Source organism: Microbacterium sp. zg-Y625 (assembly GCF_030246925.1).
Lineage (GTDB): Bacteria > Actinomycetota > Actinomycetes > Actinomycetales > Microbacteriaceae > Microbacterium > Microbacterium jiangjiandongii.
This window is the reverse complement of the sequence record NZ_CP126740.1, coordinates 1,322,333-1,339,195: the sequence shown is the minus strand read 5'-3', so window position 1 is coordinate 1,339,195 and position 16,863 is coordinate 1,322,333. Positions and strand designations below refer to the sequence as shown.

Genomic DNA, 16,863 nt, shown 5'->3' with positions numbered 1-16,863 from the left:
CGTCCCGTCTTGAGTCTCAGAGTGAGGACGGCAGGTATGCCTTCGAGCCCCCGTCACGACGCCGGATCCTTCCGGGCGTTCCCGCCCCGTCAGGGCATGTACAACCCCGCGTTCGAGAAGGACGCGTGCGGTCTGGCGATGGTCGCAACGCTCCGCGGCCACGCCGGCCACGACATCGTCGAGCTGGCGCTGACGGCGCTGCGCAACCTCGAGCACCGCGGCGCGATCGGGTCGGACGCCGGTACCGGCGACGGCGCCGGCATCCTCACCCAGATGCCCGACGCGTTCCTGCGCGCGGTCGTCGACTTCGACCTGCCGGCGGCGGGGGAGTACGCCGCAGGGATGGCATTCCTCCCCCGAGAGCGCGACGCCCGCGAGGCGCTGAAGACCGGCATCGAGGAGCTCGCCGCCCGCGAGGGACTCACGGTGCTCGGCTGGCGCGAGGTCCCGACCGCCGACGACAATCTCGGCAAGCTGGCGTACGCGGCCCGTCCCGCGTTCGAGCAGCTGTTCCTCTCCCGCCCCGCCATCGGCGGTGCGCCGGCGTTGTCGGGCATCGCCCTCGACCGGCGCGCCTATCGGCTGCGCAAGCGCGCCCAGCATGAGCTGGGCGCGTATTTCGTCTCCCTGTCCTGCCGCACCCTCGGCTACAAGGGCATGGTCACCACGCTGCAGCTGGAGCCGTTCTACCCCGACCTTCAGGACGAGCGCTTCGCCTCGGAGCTGGCCGTCGTGCACTCGCGGTACTCGACCAACACCTTCCCGTCGTGGCCCCTCGCGCAGCCGCTGCGCATGCTGGCCCACAACGGCGAGATCAACACCGTCAGCGGCAACCGCAACTGGATGCGCGCGCGGCAGTCGCAGCTGGAGTCGGAGCTGCTGGGGGACATGCGGCCGCTCCTGCCGATCTGCACCGAGGGCGCCAGCGACTCGGCGTCGTTCGACGAGGTGCTCGAGCTCCTCACCCTCTCGGGTCGCAGCCTGCCGCACGCGATCATGATGATGGTGCCCGAGGCCTACGAGAAGCAGGCGGACATCGCCCCGGACCTGCGGGCGTTCTACGACTACCACTCCATGCTCATGGAGCCCTGGGATGGCCCGGCTGCACTGATCTTCACCGACGGCACCCTGGTCGGCGCCACCCTCGACCGCAACGGCCTGCGCCCCGGGCGCTGGACCGAGACGACCGACGGCCTCATCGTCATCGGCAGCGAGACCGGCGTGCTCGACTTCGAGCCCTCGCGCATCAAGCGCCGCGGGCGGCTGAGCCCGGGACGGATGTTCCTCGTCGACACCGCCGAGCGGCGCATCGTCGAGGATTCCGAGATCAAGGCGCGGCTCGCGGCGTCGGAGCCCTGGGAGCTGTGGCTGCGCCAGCGCCTGCAGCTGTCGGAGCTTCCCGAGCGCGAGCACATCGTGCACCCGATCGCCTCGATCACGCGCCGGCAGCGCACCTTCGGCTACACCGAGGAGGAGGTGCGCATCCTGCTGACCCCGATGGGGCAGAACGGCGCCGAGCCCATCGGCGCCATGGGGTTCGACACGCCCATCGCGGTGCTCAGCGAGCGTCCGCGGCTGCTCTTCGACTACTTCGTGCAGCAGTTCGCCCAGGTCACCAACCCGCCACTGGACTCGATCCGCGAAGAGGTCGTCACGAGCCTCCGAGCCGGCCTCGGCCCGGAGCGCAACCTGCTGTCGAGCGGGCCGGATCACGCACGCCAGATCACCCTCGACTTCCCGGTGATCGACAACGACGAGCTGGCGAAGATCCAGAACATCGGGCGCACCATGCCCGGGCGCCGGTCCGTCACGCTCAGGGGGCTCTACCACTTCGACGCCGGCCCCGGCACGATGAAGGCGCGCCTGGACGAGCTGTGCGCCGAGGCGGACCTCGCCATCGAAGAGGGCGCGGAGTTCCTCATCCTCTCGGACCGCGACTCGAACAAGGACCTCGTCCCCATCCCGTCGCTGCTGCTGGTCTCGGCGATCCATCACCACCTCATCCGCAGGCAGAACCGCATGAAGGTGGGCCTCGTCGTCGAAGCAGGCGACGTGCGTGAGGTGCACCACGTCGCGACCCTCATCGGCTACGGCGCGTCGGCGGTGAACCCGTACCTCGCGATGGAGAGCGTCGAGTACCTGGTGCGCGCGGGCTTCATCACCGGCATCACGCCCGAGAAGGCCGTCACCAACGTCATCTACGCGCTCGGCAAGGGCGTGCTGAAGATCATGTCCAAGATGGGCATCTCCACCGTGTCGTCCTACGCGGGAGCGCAGGCGTTCGAAGCGGTCGGCCTCTCGCAGGAGTTCATCGACGCCTACTTCACCGGCACCGAGAGCAAGCTCGGCGGCATCGGCATCGAGCACATCGCCGCCGAGAACCAGGCACGACACGACTTCGCCTACCCGGAGGACGGCGCCGCCCGGGCGCACGAGCGGCTGTGGACCGGCGGCGAGTACCAGTGGCGTCGCGACGGCTCGCCGCACCTGTTCAACCCCGACACGATTTTCCGGCTGCAGCACTCGACGCGTTCCCGCCGTTACGACATCTTCCGCGAGTACACCAAGCTCGTCGACGACCAGGCGCGCGAGCTCAAGACCCTGCGGGGCATGTTCACCCTGCGCAGCGGCCTGCGCCCGCCGGTGCCGATCGACGAGGTCGAGCCGGTCTCGTCGATCGTCAAGCGCTTCTCCACCGGGGCGATGAGCTACGGCTCGATCTCGAAGGAAGCGCACGAGACGCTCGCGATCGCCATGAACCGGCTCGGCGCGAAGTCGAACACCGGCGAGGGCGGCGAAGACGTCGAGCGTCTGCTCGACCCCGAGCGTCGCAGCGCCATCAAGCAGGTGGCATCCGGCCGGTTCGGCGTCACGAGCATGTACCTCACGCACGCCGACGACATCCAGATCAAGCTCGCCCAGGGCGCCAAGCCCGGCGAGGGCGGGCAGCTGCCGCCGGCCAAGGTGTACCCGTGGGTGGCCCGCACCCGCGGCGGCACCCCCGGCGTCGGTCTCATCTCACCGCCGCCGCACCACGACATCTACTCCATCGAAGACCTCAAGCAGCTGATCTTCGACCTCAAGCGCGCCAACCCCGCAGCCCGAGTGCACGTCAAGCTCGTGAGCCAGTCGGGGATCGGCGCGGTCGCCGCAGGCACGGCGAAGGCACTGGCCGACGTGATCCTCGTCTCGGGGCACGACGGCGGCACCGGCGCAAGCCCGCTCAACTCCCTGAAGCACGCGGGTACGCCGTGGGAGCTGGGGCTGGCCGAGACGCAGCAGACCCTCATGCTCAACGACATGCGGGACCGCGTCGTGGTGCAGGCCGACGGTCAGCTCAAGACCGGGCGCGACGTCATCATCGCCGCTCTGCTGGGCGCCGAGGAGTTCGGCTTCGCCACCACGGCCCTCGTGGTCGAGGGCTGCATCATGATGCGCGTCTGCCACCTCGACACCTGCCCCGTCGGCGTCGCCACCCAGAACCCGGTGCTGCGCGAGCGCTTCACCGGCAAGGCCGAGCACGTGGTGACCTTCATGGAGTTCCTCGCGCAGGAGGTGCGTGAGTACCTCGCCGAGCTCGGCTTCCGCTCGCTGGACGAGGCGGTCGGGCGCACCGAGCTGCTCGACGTCAACGGTGCGGTCGCGCACTGGAAGGCCGAGGGCCTCGACCTCGGTCCGATCCTGCGCGGTCCGGCGTTCGCCCCGGAGGTCGCGCGCCGCAACATGCGCACGCAGGACCACGAGCTCGAGGAGCACTTCGACGTGCAGCTCATCGAGCGCGCGCAGGACGTCGTCGCGCACGGCGGTCAGATCACGATCGACCTGCCGATCCGCAACACCGAGCGGGCCGTCGGCACCATGCTCGGCAACCGGGTGACGCTCGCACACGGCGTGAACGGCCTGCCGTCGGGGTCCATCGTGGTGAACCTCACCGGGTCCGCGGGTCAGTCCTTCGGGGCGTTCCTTCCCGCCGGCATCACCCTGCGCCTCGAGGGCGACTCGAACGACTACGTGGGCAAGGGCCTGTCTGGCGGCCAGATCGTCGTGCGCCCCCCGCGGGATGCCGCCTTCGACGCATCCCGCAACGTCATCGCCGGAAACGTCATCGGCTACGGTGCGACGCAGGGCACGATGTTTCTGCGGGGCGTCGTGGGGGAGCGGTTCTTCGTGCGCAACTCCGGCGCCACCGCGGTCGTCGAGGGCGTCGGCGACCACGCGCTGGAGTACATGACCGGCGGGCTCGCCGTGATCCTCGGCGCCACCGGGCGCAACCTCGGCGCCGGCATGTCCGGCGGCAACGCCTACATCTACAAGCTGGACCGGGCCCTCGTGAACCGCGAGGCACTGGCATCCGGCGAGCTCGAGCTGCTGGAGATGGGCTCCGGCGACATCGAGATCCTGCGCGACCTGCTTCTGCAGCACGTCGCCGAGACCGAATCCGCTCTGGCCGCATCGCTGCTGGAGAACTTCGACACGGAGGCGGGCAACTTCGTCCGCGTCGTTCCCCGCGACTACGCCGCGGTGCTGCAGACCCGCCAGCAGGCGGCTGCAGAGGGACTCGACCCCGACGGCGAAGTCGTCTGGAACCGCATCATGGAGGTGACGGGTGGCTGACCCGAAGGGCTTTTTGAAGGTCACCGAGCGCGAGCTTCCGCCGCGCCGCCCGGTGCCGGTGCGCATCCTCGACTGGAAAGAGGTGTACGAGCCGGGCGACACCGCCGTGCTGCGACGCCAGGCCGGTCGCTGCATGGACTGCGGGGTGCCGTTCTGTCACAAGGGCTGCCCCCTCGGCAACCTCATCCCGGAGTGGAACGACCTCATGTGGCGCGGCCAGGCCCGCAGCGCCAGCGAGCGGCTGCACGCGACGAACAACTTCCCGGAGTTCACCGGGCGGCTGTGCCCGGCGCCCTGCGAGAGCTCGTGCGTGCTGGGCATCAACCAGCCCGCCGTGACCATCAAGCAGGTCGAGGTGTCGATCATCGAAGAGGCGTTCGCCCACGGCTGGGTGGAGCCGGAGCCCCCCGAGCGCCTCACCGGCAAGACCGTCGCCGTCGTCGGCTCGGGCCCCGCCGGGCTCGCCGCCGCACAGCAGCTGACCCGAGCGGGCCACACCGTGGCCGTCTTCGAGCGCGACGACCGCATCGGCGGGCTGCTGCGGTACGGCATCCCGGACTTCAAGATGGAGAAGCGCCACCTGGAGTACCGGCTGCGCCAGATGCAGGACGAGGGAACACGGTTCCGCGCCGGCGTCGAGATCGGCCGCGACATCACGTGGGACCAGCTGCGCGAGCGGTACGACGCGGTCGTGGTGGCCACCGGGGCGACCGTGCCCCGTGACCTCCCCATCCCGGGGCGCGACCTCGCCGGCGTGCACTTCGCGATGGAGTACCTCGTCGAATCCAACAAGGCCGTCGCCGGCGACCAGGTGCCCAACCAGATCACCGCGGCGGGCAAGCACGTCATCGTCATCGGCGGCGGCGACACCGGGGCCGACTGCATCGGCACCGCGCACCGCCATGGCGCGCTGAGCGTGACGAACCTCGCCATCGGCGTGCAGCCTCCCACGGCGCGCCCCGACCACCAGCCGTGGCCGATGACCCCGACGCTGTTCGAGGTCTCCACGGCCCACGAGGAGGGCGGGGAGCGGACGTACCTGGCATCCACCGTGGAGTTCCTGGGCAACGACGTCGGCGAGGTGCGCGCGCTGCGCGTGGCCGAGACCGAGTTCGTCGACGGCCGTCGAGTGCCCAAGAGCGGCACCGAGCGCGAGATCCCCGCCGACCTCGTGCTCATCGCGATGGGGTTCACCGGCCCCGAGCGCGACCAGCTGGAGGACCAGCTCCACACGCAGTTCACGCCGCGCGGCATCCTCGCCCGCGACGAGGACTACCAGGCCAGCCACCCCGGCGTCTTCGTCGCCGGCGACGCCGGCCGCGGTCAGTCGCTCATCGTGTGGGCCATCGCGGAGGGCCGGGCCGCTGCCGCGGCGGTCGACCGCTTCCTCATGGGCAAGACCGAGCTTCCCCAGCCCGTACGACCCACTGACATCGCTATCGGCCTGCAGCCCGCGTAGGCTGAAGACGGCAGCACTCGACAGCCATCCCCCCAAAGACCGGAGCACATCCACGATGAGACGCGCGAAAATCGTCGCCACTCTCGGCCCCGCCACGTCCACCTACGAGATGGTCCGCGCGATCATCGACGCGGGTGTCGATGTGGCGCGATTCAACCTGAGCCACGGTGACTATTCCGTCCACGAGAACAACTTCGCCAACGTGCGCAAGGCGGCACAGGATGCCGGCCGCGCCGTCGCCGCGCTGGTCGACCTGCAGGGCCCCAAGATCCGCCTCGGCAAGTTCGCCGACGGGCCCCACCAGCTCGCCGTGGGCGACGTCTTCAAAATCACCACCGAGGACATCGAGGGCACCAAGGAGATCGTCTCGACGACCTTCAAGGGGCTTCCCGCCGACGTCCGCCCGGGCGACTTCCTCCTCATCGACGACGGCAAGGTGCGCGTCGAGGTGACCGAGGTCGAGGGCCCGGTCGTCACGACGAAGGTCATCGTCGGCGGTCCGGTGTCCAACAACAAGGGCATCAACCTGCCCGGCGTCGCCGTCAGCGTTCCCGCCCTCTCCGAAAAGGACGAGGCGGATCTGCGGTGGGGCCTGCGCGCCGGGGCGGACCTCATTGCGCTGTCATTCGTGCGCAGCGCTGAGGACGTCACCCGCGTGCACGAGATCATGGCCGAGGAGGGGCGCCGCGTGCCCGTCATCGCCAAGATCGAGAAGCCGCAGGCCGTCGAGAACCTCGAGGAGATCATCGACGCCTTCGACGGCATCATGGTCGCCCGCGGGGACCTCGGCGTCGAGCTGCCGCTGGAAGCCGTGCCGATCGTGCAGAAGCGCGCGGTCGAGCTCTGCCGTCGCATGGCCAAGCCCGTCATCGTCGCGACGCAGATGCTCGAGTCGATGATCAACAACCCCGTGCCCACGCGCGCCGAGACCAGCGACGTCGCCAACGCGGTGCTCGACGGTGCCGACGCGGTCATGCTCTCGGGCGAGACGAGCGTGGGGGACTACCCCGTCGTGGTCGTGGAGACCATGGCCCGCATCATCGAGTCCACCGAAGAGCACGGTATGGACCGCATCGCACCGCTCAACACCAAGCCGCGCACGCAGGGCGGGGCCATCACCCTCGCGGCGATGGAAGTGGCCGAGTTCGTCGAGGCGCGCTACGTCTGCATCTTCACCGAATCCGGTGACACCGCCCGGCGCATGTCGCGGCTGCGTCCGAAGTTCCCCATGATCGGGTTCACCCCGGAGCCGGCGATCCGCCGCCGCATGGCGATCACGTGGGGCGTGCAGTCGGCCATCGTCGAGCACGTGGCCCACACGGACCTCATGTTCATCCAGGTCGACGAGTACCTGCTGAACAACAAGCTGGCCGAGGTCGGAGACCGCGTCGTCGTGATCTCCGGGTCCCCTCCCGGAATCATCGGGTCGACCAACGACATCCGCATCCACAAGGTGGGCGACGCCGTGCACGGCAAGGCGCCGATCTACAAGGCCGAGCAGTAAGGCCGGAAGCGAAAAGGAGAGGGATGCCGCGATGCGGCATCCCTCTCCTTTTTCCGTACCGGTGGTGGGAGTCGAACCCACACGTCCGAAGACAACCGAGTTTGAGTCGGTCGCGTCTGCCATTCCGCCACACCGGCGTGCCTCCACGACGATACCGCAGGGAAGCGCCTCGCCTGTCCTAGAATGGAAGGGTGACTGACCTCGACGAAACCGCCACCCCCATGGCCACAGCCCCGCGACGCGTCGTCGTCGCCGAGGACGAATCGCTGATCCGCCTCGACATCGTGGAGATCCTCCGCGACAACGGGTTCGATGTGGTCGGCGAGGCCGGTGACGGCGAGACGGCCGTGCAGCTGGCCACCGAGCTCCGCCCCGACCTCGTGATCATGGACGTGAAGATGCCCGTGCTCGACGGCATCTCCGCCGCCGAGAAGCTCAGCAAGGCGCACATCGCGCCCGTCGTGCTGCTGACGGCGTTCAGCCAGAAGGAGCTCGTCGAGCGCGCGACCGAGGCCGGTGCGCTGGCGTACGTCGTGAAGCCCTTCACGCCCAACGACCTGCTGCCGGCGATCGAGATCGCCCTGGCCCGCTACGAGCAGATCATCACGCTCGAGGCCGAGGTCGCCGACATGGTCGAGCGCTTCGAGACCCGCAAGCTCGTCGACCGGGCCAAGGGCCTGCTCAACGAGAAGATGGGCCTGACCGAGCCCGAGGCCTTCCGCTGGATCCAGAAGGCGTCGATGGACCGCCGCCTGACGATGCAGGACGTCGCCAAGGCCATCATCGAGCAGCTGGCACCCAAGAAGTAACGAGACACCACTTTTCGGATGAGACCTGCCGCATTGCGGTGGGTCTCATCCGTTTTCTGGTTTCTCGCGGGGTCTCGCGCGGGTGGGACGCCCGGACGTGAGGGTCAGCGGTCCTTGATCAGGTTCGTGATGCGCACCGTCGAGCAGCGCCTGCCGCTTTCGTCGGTGATGACGATCTCGTGCACGGTCATCGACCGGCCGAGGTGAATGGGCGTGCACACCGCCGTGACGCGGCCGCTCGTCGCCGAACGCGTGTGGGTGGCGTTGATGTCGGTGCCCACCGCCAGGCGTTCCGGCCCCGCGTGCAGGTTGGCCGCCATCGACCCCAGCGACTCGCCGAGCACGACGTAGGCGCCGCCGTGCAGCAGCCCGACCGGCTGGGTGTTGCCCTCCACCGGCATCGTGGCGACGCAGCGGTCCACCGTGAACTCGGTGAACTCGATCCCCATCTTCTCGGCGAGGGCGCCCATTCCGCGGCGGCTGACCCACTCGAGTCCGGTTTCGGTCGCGGTCTCCTGGTCGGTCATGTCCTGCTCTCGGTTCGGGCTGTCCCACCCGCTCGTTAGGCTGGATGGGTGACGGATGCCGCAAAGCCTACCCTTCTGATCGTCGACGGCCATTCCCTGGCATATCGGGCGTTCTTCGCCCTTCCGGTGGACAACTTCACCACCAAGGACGGCCAGCACACCAACGGGATCTACGGGTTCCTGTCGATGTTCGTGAACCTGCTGAAGGCCGAGAAGCCGACGCACGTGGCGGTGGCCTTCGACACGTCGCGGCAGTCGTTCCGCACCCGCGAGTACGCCGAGTACAAGGCGAACCGCTCCGAGTCGCCCGCGGAGTTCAAGGGGCAGATCCCGCTCCTGCAGGAGTGTCTGGCGGCGATGAACATCACCGTGCTGCAGAAGGAGGACTTCGAAGCCGACGACATCCTCGCGACGCTGGCGACCGAGGGCGCCGCCGCCGGCTTCGACGTGCTGGTGTGCTCGGGCGACCGCGACACCATCCAGCTCGTGAACGACGACATCACCCTGCTGTACCCCAGCGTGCAGGGCGTCTCGCAGCTGAAGCGCTACGACCCCGCCGCCGTCGTGGAGAAGTACGGCCTGCCGCCGGAGATGTACCCCGACATCGCCGCTCTCGTGGGGGAGACGAGCGACAACCTCCCCGGTGTGCCGAAGGTGGGGGAGAAGACCGCCGTGAAGTGGCTCACCCAGTACGGCACGCTCGACGAGCTGCTGGAGCGGTCGGGCGAGATCAAGGGCGTCGTGGGCGGGAACCTCCGCGAGCACCTCGACGACGTGCGCCGCAACCGCACCCTCAACCGGCTGCTGCGCGATGTCGAGCTTCCCGTCACGCCGCAGGACCTGGCGGTGCAGCCGATCGACACCCAGGCCGTGCGCGACATCTTCGCCCGCCTGGAGTTCCGGACGCTCCTGCCTCGGGTCTTCGAAGCCGCCGGCGCCATCGACCCGGGACCGGACCCCGATGCGGCACCCGCCGCCGTCGCACCGACACCCGCCGAGCCCGACCCGGCAGGACTCTCGGAGTGGCTGGATGCCGCGAGTGGCGAGGTTGCCGTGACGGTCTCGATCTCCGGCGGTCTGCCGCAGCGGGTGGGACTTGCGACCGCGGACGCCGCCGTCGAGGTCACCTGGACCGACGAGACCGCCGCCGTACTGACCCCGTGGCTGGTCTCGGACGCGCCGAAGGTGCTCTCCGACGCCAAGCCTCAGGTCAAGGCGCTCCGCCGCGCCGGGGCGGCGCTCGGCGGCCTGGTGTTCGACGCGATCGTCGCCGGATGGCTGCTGCGCCCGAGCTTCCCCGACAAGAACCTCTCCGACCTCGTCGACCGCTACCTGGGCGAGAAGCTTCCCGAAGCCGACCCCACCCAGCTGGTGCCCGAGACCGAGGGCGCGACCCCCGGTCAGGTGTCGTGGTTCACGCTGCGGGTGGCGGACGCTCTCCGCGATGAGCTGCCGCAGAGCGTGGCATCCGTCCTGGCCGACATCGAGCTGCCGACGCTGCTGACCCTCGCCGACATGGAGCTCGCCGGCGTCGCGGTCTCGCACGAGAAGCTCTCCGCGTTCTCGGGCGAGCTGGCCGCGCGGGCCGACGCCATCGCGCAGCAGGCGTACGCGACCATCGAGCGCGAGGTGAACCTCGGGTCGCCCAAGCAGCTGCAGGAGGTGCTCTTCGAGCAGCTGCAGCTGCCGAAGACCCGCAAGACCAAGACCGGGTACTCCACGGATGCCGCCGTGCTCGCCGACCTGCAGGAGACCAACCCGCACCCGTTCCTCAACCAGTTGCTGCAGCACCGCGAGGCCACGAAGCTGCGGCAGATCATCGAGTCGCTGGACACCGCGATCGCCGCCGATGGTCGCATCCACACCACCTACGTCCAGACCGGCAGCCAGACCGGGCGCCTGTCGAGCACCGACCCGAACCTGCAGAACATCCCGATCCGCACTTCTGAGAGCCGCCGCATCCGCGCCGCGTTCGAAGTGGGGGAGGGATACGAGACGCTGCTGACCGCCGACTACTCGCAGATCGAGATGCGCATCATGGCGCACCTCTCCGGCGACCCTGGCCTCATCGAGGCCTTCAATTCCGGCGAGGACCTGCACCGCTTCGTGGGTGCGCGCGTGTTCCACGTCGCCCCGGAGGACGTCACCCCCGCCATGCGCACCAAGGTCAAGGCCATGTCGTACGGACTCGTCTACGGCCTGTCGGCGTTCGGCCTGTCCAAGCAGCTGCGCATCGAGCAGTCCGAGGCGAAGGGCCTCATGCTGGAGTACTTCGCCCGTTTCGGCGCCGTGCGCGACTACCTGCGCTCGTCGGTCGAGCAGGCCAAGATCGACGGCTACACCGAGACGATCTTCGGCCGCCGCCGCCCGTTCCCCGACCTCTCGAGCCCCAACCGGGTGCTGCGGGAGAACGCCGAGCGGGCAGCGCTCAACGCCCCCATTCAGGGCAGCGCTGCGGACATCATGAAGATCGCGCTTTTCCGTATCCACGCCGAGTTCGCCCAGCAGCAGCTGCGGTCGCGGGTGCTGCTGCAGATCCACGACGAACTCGTGGTCGAGGTGGCTCCGGGAGAGTGGGATGCCGCCGAGCGGATCGTGCGCGAGCGCATGGGCGATGCCGCGCAGCTCTCGGTGCCGCTGGACGTGCAGATCGGCCGCGGCGCCGACTGGGACGAAGCCGGTCACTGACGGCTCGGTTCGTGTGCGCACCCCCCGGCGTTCTAGTCTCAAAGGATGACTGAGACCTCACGCCCCACGACCCGGATCGACCAGATCGCGGACGCGTGGGTGGACACGCTCGCCGAAATGTCCCCGATGCTGGCCACCTACATCGGCCGCACCGAGTACAACGACCGCTTCGACGACCTGTCGCCGGCCGGCACCGAGCGCGCCGCCCAGGCCGCCCGATCGACCCTGGCCGAGCTCGAGACCGCCGACACCGTCGACGAGATCGACGTCGTCACGAAGACAGACCTCAGCCGCGAGCTGCGCCTGCAGCTCGAGCTGCACGATGCCAAGGCGCACCTGCGCGACCTCAACGTCATCGCCTCGCCCGCACAGGATCTGCGCTCGGCCTTCGACCTCATGCCGACCGAGACGGTCGAGGACTGGAGCGTCGTCTCGGCACGTCTGAGAGCGCTCCCGCAGGCTATCGCCGGGTACATCGAGACGCTGCGCGAGGGCATCGCGACCGGCGTTGTTCCGGCGCGCCGCCAGGTGCTCGAGGTGGTCACCCAGATCAGCCGCTACACCGAGGACCGCGGCTTCTTCTCGACCTTCGCCGCCGAGGCGGCTCCCGCCGAGGGGCACCTCCCGGCATCGCTCGCGCGTGAGCTGACCGACAACAGCAATGCTGCGCGCGTCGCGTATGAACGGCTGTCGTCGTTCCTCTCCTCGGAGCTCGCCCCCGAGGCGAGCGAACAGGATGCCGTGGGGCGCGAGCTCTACGCGCTGCACTCGCGGCGGTTCCTCGGCGCCGAGATCGACCTGGACGAGACGTACGAGTGGGGAATCGAAGAGCTCGCGCGCATGGTCGCCGAGCAGGAGTCCATCGCCCGGCAGATCTCGCCCGGCGCCACCGTCGAAGAGGCAGTGGCCCTCCTCGAAGCAGACCCCGCCCGCCAGCTGCACGGCACCGAGGCGCTGCAGCGGTGGATGCAGGAGACGAGCGACCGCGCGGTCGAGGAGCTCGGGCGGACCCACTTCGACATCGCCGAGCCCATCCGGCGGCTCGAGTGCATGATCGCGCCGACCAACGAGGGCGGCATCTACTACACCGGGCCGACCGACGACTTCTCCCGCCCGGGTCGCATGTGGTGGTCGGTGCCCGAGGGCGTCGACCGGTTCGACACGTGGCGTGAACTCACGACCGTGTACCACGAGGGTGTTCCCGGTCACCACCTGCAGATCTCGCAGGCGGTCTACAACCGCGCTCAGCTGAACTCGTGGCGGCGGCTGCTCGCCGGCACGAGCGGCCACGCCGAGGGCTGGGCGCTGTACGCCGAGCGCCTCATGGAGCAGCTGGGCTACCTCGACGACCCCGCCGATCGCCTCGGCATGCTCGACGGGCAGCGCATGCGCGCGGCCCGCGTCGTGCTCGACATCGGCGTGCACCTGCAGAAGCCGCGCCTGGACGGCACCGGCACGTGGGACTTCGACTACGCGCTGGAGTTCATGCGCCGCAACGTCAACATGTCCGACGAGTTCGTGCGGTTCGAGGTCAACCGGTACTTCGGCTGGCCGGGCCAGGCACCGGCGTACAAGGTGGGCCAGCGTATCTGGGAGCAGCTGCGCGACGAGGTCGCCGAGCGCGAGGGCGAGGACTTCTCGATCAAGCGGTTCCACAAGCGCGCCCTCGACATCGGCGGCGTGGGCTTGGACACCCTGCGGGCCGCCCTGCGCGGCTGAACCGCCGCCGCGGCTGAGCCCCCTGCGCCGTCCGACGGCGTCAGTCACCGCCGGCGCGGGGGTCGTGCAGCAGTGCCACGACCTCCGCGTCACCGGTCTGTGCGAAGTCGTCGTAGTACTGACCCACCGCCCAGAAGTCGCGCGGCTGCGACGGACACACCCACTCGTCGACGGCATCCGTCGGTGGCCGCCACCGTGCCGGAGCCACAGGCACCGCCAGCACGATGTGGGCAGCGCCCCGGGCGCGCAGCGCGCGGCAGGCTGCCAGTGCCGTCGCGCCGGTGGCGACGCCGTCGTCCACGACGATGACGGTGCGTCCGGCGACGTCCCCGTCCGCGCCGTAGCGCGCCGTACGCCGCTGCAGCTCCGCCGCCTCGACACGCTCCACGTCGGCCAGCTGGCCGGGGGTCACCCCGCCGGCGCGGACCGCGTCGGCGTTGATGACCCTGGCATCGGCGGCGATCGCTCCTGCGGCGACCTCGGGCTGCGACGGGATGCCGAGCTTGCGCACCGCCACCGCGGTCAGCCGCAGCCCGAGCCCGCGGGCGACGGCCGCGGCGACCACGACGCCGCCGCGGGGGATGCCGACGACGATCGCGTCGGACCCCCGCCATGCGGCGAGGCTCGGCACCAGGGCGGCGCCGGCCGCCGCCCGGTCGGCATACTCGGCCACGCGCTCACCGTACGCCCGCGGCGCCGGTGCGGGAACACCGTCGCGTCATACGCGCCTTGGGCCCCTGCGGCATCCGTACGATGACGGTATGACCGACGCGTCCACCACATCCGCAACAGCGTCGGAGCGACTCGACGCGCTGCCGTTCACGCGCAGGCACCTGCGCGTGCTCACCGGCTCCGGCATCGGCTGGGCGCTGGACGCGATGGACGTCGGGCTCATCTCGTTCATCATCGCGGCGCTGGCGGTGCAATGGTCGCTGGAGCCGGGCGAGACGGCCTGGATCGCGTCGATCGGGTTCGTGGGCATGGCCATCGGGGCGAGCCTCGGCGGGCTGCTGGCCGACCGGTTCGGGCGCCGGCAGGTGTTCGCCCTCACGCTGCTGGTCTACGGCATCGCCACCGGTGCCAGCGCCCTCGTCGGTGGCCTGGCGGTGCTGCTGGTGCTGCGGTTCTTCGTCGGCCTCGGCCTCGGCGCCGAGCTGCCGGTGGCGAGCACCTATGTCAGCGAGTTCGCCCCCGCCCGCATCCGCGGCCGGCTGATCGTGATCCTCGAGGCGTTCTGGGCCGTCGGGTGGACCGCCGCGGCCCTCATCGGGTACTTCGTGATCCCCGGATCGGACGACGGCTGGCGCTGGGCGTTCCTGTTCGGCGCCATCCCCGCCGTCTACGCCCTCATCGTGCGGTGGCGGCTGCCGGAATCGCCCCGCTGGCTCGAGCGGCGGGGGAGGACCGCCGAGGCCGACGCGGTCATCCGCACGTTCGAGGATGCCGCAGGCTCCCGCCCCGGCTCGTCGCCGGCCGCGGCCCGTCGCGCCGTCGACGGCGGCTCGGTCCCGGCGCCGGCGGCCGTGCGCACCCGCGACCGTCTGGCAAGGCTGTGGGCGCCGGAATTCCGCCTGCGCACCGCGAGCCTGTGGGCGGTGTGGTTCTGCGTCAACTTCTCCTACTACGGCGCGTTCATCTGGATTCCGACCATCCTCGTCGCCCAGGGCTACGACCTCGTGCGATCCTTCGGCTTCACCCTGCTGATCACCCTCGCCCAGCTGCCCGGCTATGCCGTCGCGGCGTGGCTCATCGAGGTGTGGGGGCGACGCCTGACGCTGTCGGTGTTCCTCGTGGGGTCGGCCGTCTCGGCGGTGCTGTTCGGCACCGCCACCGGCGAGGGCGCGATCATCGCCACCGGCATGGCGCTGTCGTTCTTCAACCTGGGGGCGTGGGGCGCGCTCTACGCCGTCACGCCGGAGATGTATCCCACATCGCTGCGCGCGACGGGGTCCGGCTGGGCAGCGGGCGTCGGCCGCATCGCATCGATCATCGCGCCGCTCACCGTGCCGCCGCTGCTGGCTGTCGGCGGAGCGCCGGTGCTCTTCATCGTGTTCGCGGCCTTCTTCGTCGTCGCCGCCGCCGCGGCGTGGGGACTCGCGGACAGACGCGGACTCGCCCTCGACGACCGGTGAGGTTCCGGCGCGTAGGCTGAACCGATGGCATCCGTACGCTACGTCGCAATCGGCGATTCGTTCACCGAAGGGGTGGGCGACGACCTGCCCGACGGCCGGGTGCGGGGGTGGGCGGATCTCGTCGCGCAGGGCTGGGCGGATGCCGTGGGCGAGCCGGTCGAATACGCGAACCTCGCCATCCGCGGCAAGCTGATCGACCCGATCGTGGCCGAGCAGCTGGAGCCGGCGCTCGCGTTGAAGCCGACGCACCTGTCGTTCAACGGCGGCGGCAACGACATCCTGCGGCCTCGGGCGTCGGTCTCCCGGGTCGTGGACACCTTCTCGCACGTGATCCGCCGCTGCGATGAGGAGGGCGTGCAGCTCATCCTGCTGTCGGGGGCGAACCCGTCGGGTCAGCTTCCCCTCAGCCGCGTGATCCAGCGCCGAGGCGACCTGCTGTCCGCGGCCGTCGTGCAGCGCGTGGCGGACCGGCCCGACATCATCCGGGCGCTCAACTGGCCCGACCGGGAGCTGTCGACCCCGCCGTACTGGTCAGAGGACCGGCTGCACATGAACAGCCGCGGTCACCACCGGGTGGCCGCCCGCGTGCTGGAGGCGCTCGGCCTCGCCGTTCCCGAGGGCTGGTGGTCGCTGCCGGATCTTGCGGCGCCCGGCCTGAGCGGGGCGGCGTATTACCGCGCGCACGTGGGTCCCTGGGTGCGGCGCCGGCTCACGGGTACCTCGTCCGGTGATGGACGCCAGCCCAAGCACGCCGTCTGGGAGACGATCGACCCCGGTCACGCCCGCACGGCGTAGGTCAGCTCGGCGAACTGGCCGCTGCGGCGCACGTCGGTCAGCGTCAGCCGGTCCGCGCCCAGGCGGCGGGGGAGGAGCGGCTTGCCGGCACCCAGCGTCGCCGGGGCGACCGACACCCGGATCTCGTCGAGCAGTCCGGCGTCGGCGAACTGGCCGGCGAGATCTCCACCGCCCACGACCCAGACGTCGAGGTCGCCTGCCGCATCCCGGATCTGTGGCCAGGCCGCGGACACCGGGCCGGACGCGAACCGGATATCGGCGCCGGGCACATCGGGGAGGGTGCGCGAGGTGAACACCCATGTCGGGCGCGGCCCGTAGAACGTCGGCCAGCGCTCGGGGTGGTCCAGCAGGCCTTCGTGCCGCAGCACCCATTCGTAGGTCGCGGAGCCCTGAACGAGCACGCCGATGCCGTCGAGGAACCCGTGGAAGTCGGCATCCCCACCCTCGCCGCCGGGCACGGCGAAGAGCCAGTCGAGTGAATCCGACTCGTCCGCCAGGTACCCGTCGAGGGTCGTCGCCGTGTAGAAGATCACGCGTGCCATGAGCGCAACGCTAGCGCTCGGGCCCGGCAGGGCACATCACCGGTGCCGGTGTCAAGTAGTCCTTGCTCCCGCAG

The 16,863-nt window shown here is 70.1% G+C and carries 11 protein-coding genes and 1 tRNA gene; 8 read left to right on the top strand and 4 right to left on the bottom strand.

The window, feature by feature from the left end; genetic code table 11:
- The first annotated feature begins 36 nt into the window (after nt 1-36).
- Genes gltB through pyk form a run of 3 tightly spaced genes read left to right on the top strand, consistent with a single transcriptional unit; the run spans nt 37 to nt 7,577 of the window.
- The gene (gene gltB / locus QNO14_RS06090) at nt 37-4,614 is read left to right on the top strand and encodes a glutamate synthase large subunit (protein WP_257505967.1); all 4,578 of its coding nucleotides are present in this window, start codon (nt 37-39) and stop codon (nt 4,612-4,614) included.
- Nucleotides 4,607-6,073 carry a glutamate synthase subunit beta gene (locus QNO14_RS06085; protein ID WP_257505966.1) on the top strand — a complete coding sequence of 489 codons (1,467 nt, stop codon included), beginning with the start codon at nt 4,607-4,609 and terminating at the stop codon, nt 6,071-6,073. Before gltB ends, QNO14_RS06085 begins: the two co-directional genes overlap by 8 nt.
- Before the next feature lie 55 nt (nt 6,074-6,128).
- Nucleotides 6,129-7,577: a pyruvate kinase gene (gene pyk, locus QNO14_RS06080; RefSeq protein WP_257493609.1), complete on the top strand. Its 1,449-nt coding sequence runs from the start codon at nt 6,129-6,131 to the stop codon at nt 7,575-7,577.
- Between the two features lie 56 nt (nt 7,578-7,633).
- On the opposite strand, the gene QNO14_RS06075 is transcribed toward pyk, so the two are convergent.
- Nucleotides 7,634-7,714, bottom strand: a tRNA-Leu gene (locus QNO14_RS06075).
- Between the two features lie 84 nt (nt 7,715-7,798).
- Here QNO14_RS06075 and QNO14_RS06070 point away from each other — a divergent pair.
- Nucleotides 7,799-8,386: an ANTAR domain-containing response regulator gene (locus tag QNO14_RS06070; protein WP_257493765.1), complete on the top strand. Its 588-nt coding sequence runs from the start codon at nt 7,799-7,801 to the stop codon at nt 8,384-8,386.
- 104 nt (nt 8,387-8,490) lie between these two features.
- Here QNO14_RS06070 and QNO14_RS06065 read toward each other — a convergent pair whose 3' ends face one another.
- The gene (locus QNO14_RS06065; protein ID WP_257493610.1) at nt 8,491-8,913 is read right to left on the bottom strand and encodes a hotdog fold thioesterase; all 423 of its coding nucleotides are present in this window, start codon (nt 8,911-8,913) and stop codon (nt 8,491-8,493) included.
- A 48-nt stretch (nt 8,914-8,961) separates the two neighbouring features.
- On the opposite strand from QNO14_RS06065, the gene polA reads away from it, so the two are divergent.
- A complete protein-coding gene (gene polA, locus QNO14_RS06060) occupies nt 8,962-11,601 on the top strand; it encodes a DNA polymerase I (protein ID WP_257505964.1) in 2,640 nt (879 codons plus the stop codon).
- A gap of 45 nt (nt 11,602-11,646) precedes the next feature.
- Nucleotides 11,647-13,320 (top strand): DUF885 domain-containing protein, encoded by a 1,674-nt coding sequence (locus QNO14_RS06055; RefSeq protein ID WP_257505963.1) that lies wholly within the window; start codon nt 11,647-11,649, stop codon nt 13,318-13,320.
- 40 nt (nt 13,321-13,360) lie between these two features.
- Here QNO14_RS06055 and QNO14_RS06050 read toward each other — a convergent pair whose 3' ends face one another.
- A complete protein-coding gene (locus tag QNO14_RS06050) occupies nt 13,361-13,993 on the bottom strand; it encodes a phosphoribosyltransferase (RefSeq protein WP_257505962.1) in 633 nt (210 codons plus the stop codon).
- Nucleotides 13,994-14,081: 88 nt separating this feature from the next.
- Here QNO14_RS06050 and QNO14_RS06045 point away from each other — a divergent pair, with 88 nt between their 5' ends.
- Nucleotides 14,082-15,452 carry an MFS transporter gene (locus tag QNO14_RS06045; RefSeq protein WP_257505960.1) on the top strand — a complete coding sequence of 457 codons (1,371 nt, stop codon included), beginning with the start codon at nt 14,082-14,084 and terminating at the stop codon, nt 15,450-15,452.
- A 24-nt stretch (nt 15,453-15,476) separates the two neighbouring features.
- Nucleotides 15,477-16,247, top strand: coding sequence for an SGNH/GDSL hydrolase family protein (locus tag QNO14_RS06040; protein ID WP_257493617.1), 771 nt, complete (start codon nt 15,477-15,479; stop codon nt 16,245-16,247).
- On the opposite strand, the gene QNO14_RS06035 is transcribed toward QNO14_RS06040, so the two are convergent.
- Complete coding sequence (locus QNO14_RS06035) at nt 16,229-16,789, bottom strand: dihydrofolate reductase family protein (protein WP_257505958.1); 561 nt, start codon at nt 16,787-16,789, stop codon at nt 16,229-16,231. The genes QNO14_RS06040 and QNO14_RS06035 overlap by 19 nt on opposite strands.
- Between the last annotated feature and the right edge of the window lie 74 nt (nt 16,790-16,863).

What these genes read in the sequence shown, in the direction of transcription:
- gltB (WP_257505967.1), top strand. Translation starts at nt 37, where the DNA reads ATGCCTTCGAGCCCCCGTCACGACGCCGGATCCTTCCGGGCGTTCCCG.
- pyk (WP_257493609.1), top strand. Translation starts at nt 6,129, where the DNA reads ATGAGACGCGCGAAAATCGTCGCCACTCTCGGCCCCGCCACGTCCACC.
- QNO14_RS06070 (WP_257493765.1), top strand. Translation starts at nt 7,799, where the DNA reads ATGGCCACAGCCCCGCGACGCGTCGTCGTCGCCGAGGACGAATCGCTG.
- QNO14_RS06065 (WP_257493610.1), bottom strand. Translation starts at nt 8,913, where the DNA reads ATGACCGACCAGGAGACCGCGACCGAAACCGGACTCGAGTGGGTCAGC.
- QNO14_RS06055 (WP_257505963.1), top strand. Translation starts at nt 11,647, where the DNA reads ATGACTGAGACCTCACGCCCCACGACCCGGATCGACCAGATCGCGGAC.
- QNO14_RS06045 (WP_257505960.1), top strand. Translation starts at nt 14,082, where the DNA reads ATGACCGACGCGTCCACCACATCCGCAACAGCGTCGGAGCGACTCGAC.
- QNO14_RS06040 (WP_257493617.1), top strand. Translation starts at nt 15,477, where the DNA reads ATGGCATCCGTACGCTACGTCGCAATCGGCGATTCGTTCACCGAAGGG.
- QNO14_RS06035 (WP_257505958.1), bottom strand. Translation starts at nt 16,789, where the DNA reads ATGGCACGCGTGATCTTCTACACGGCGACGACCCTCGACGGGTACCTG.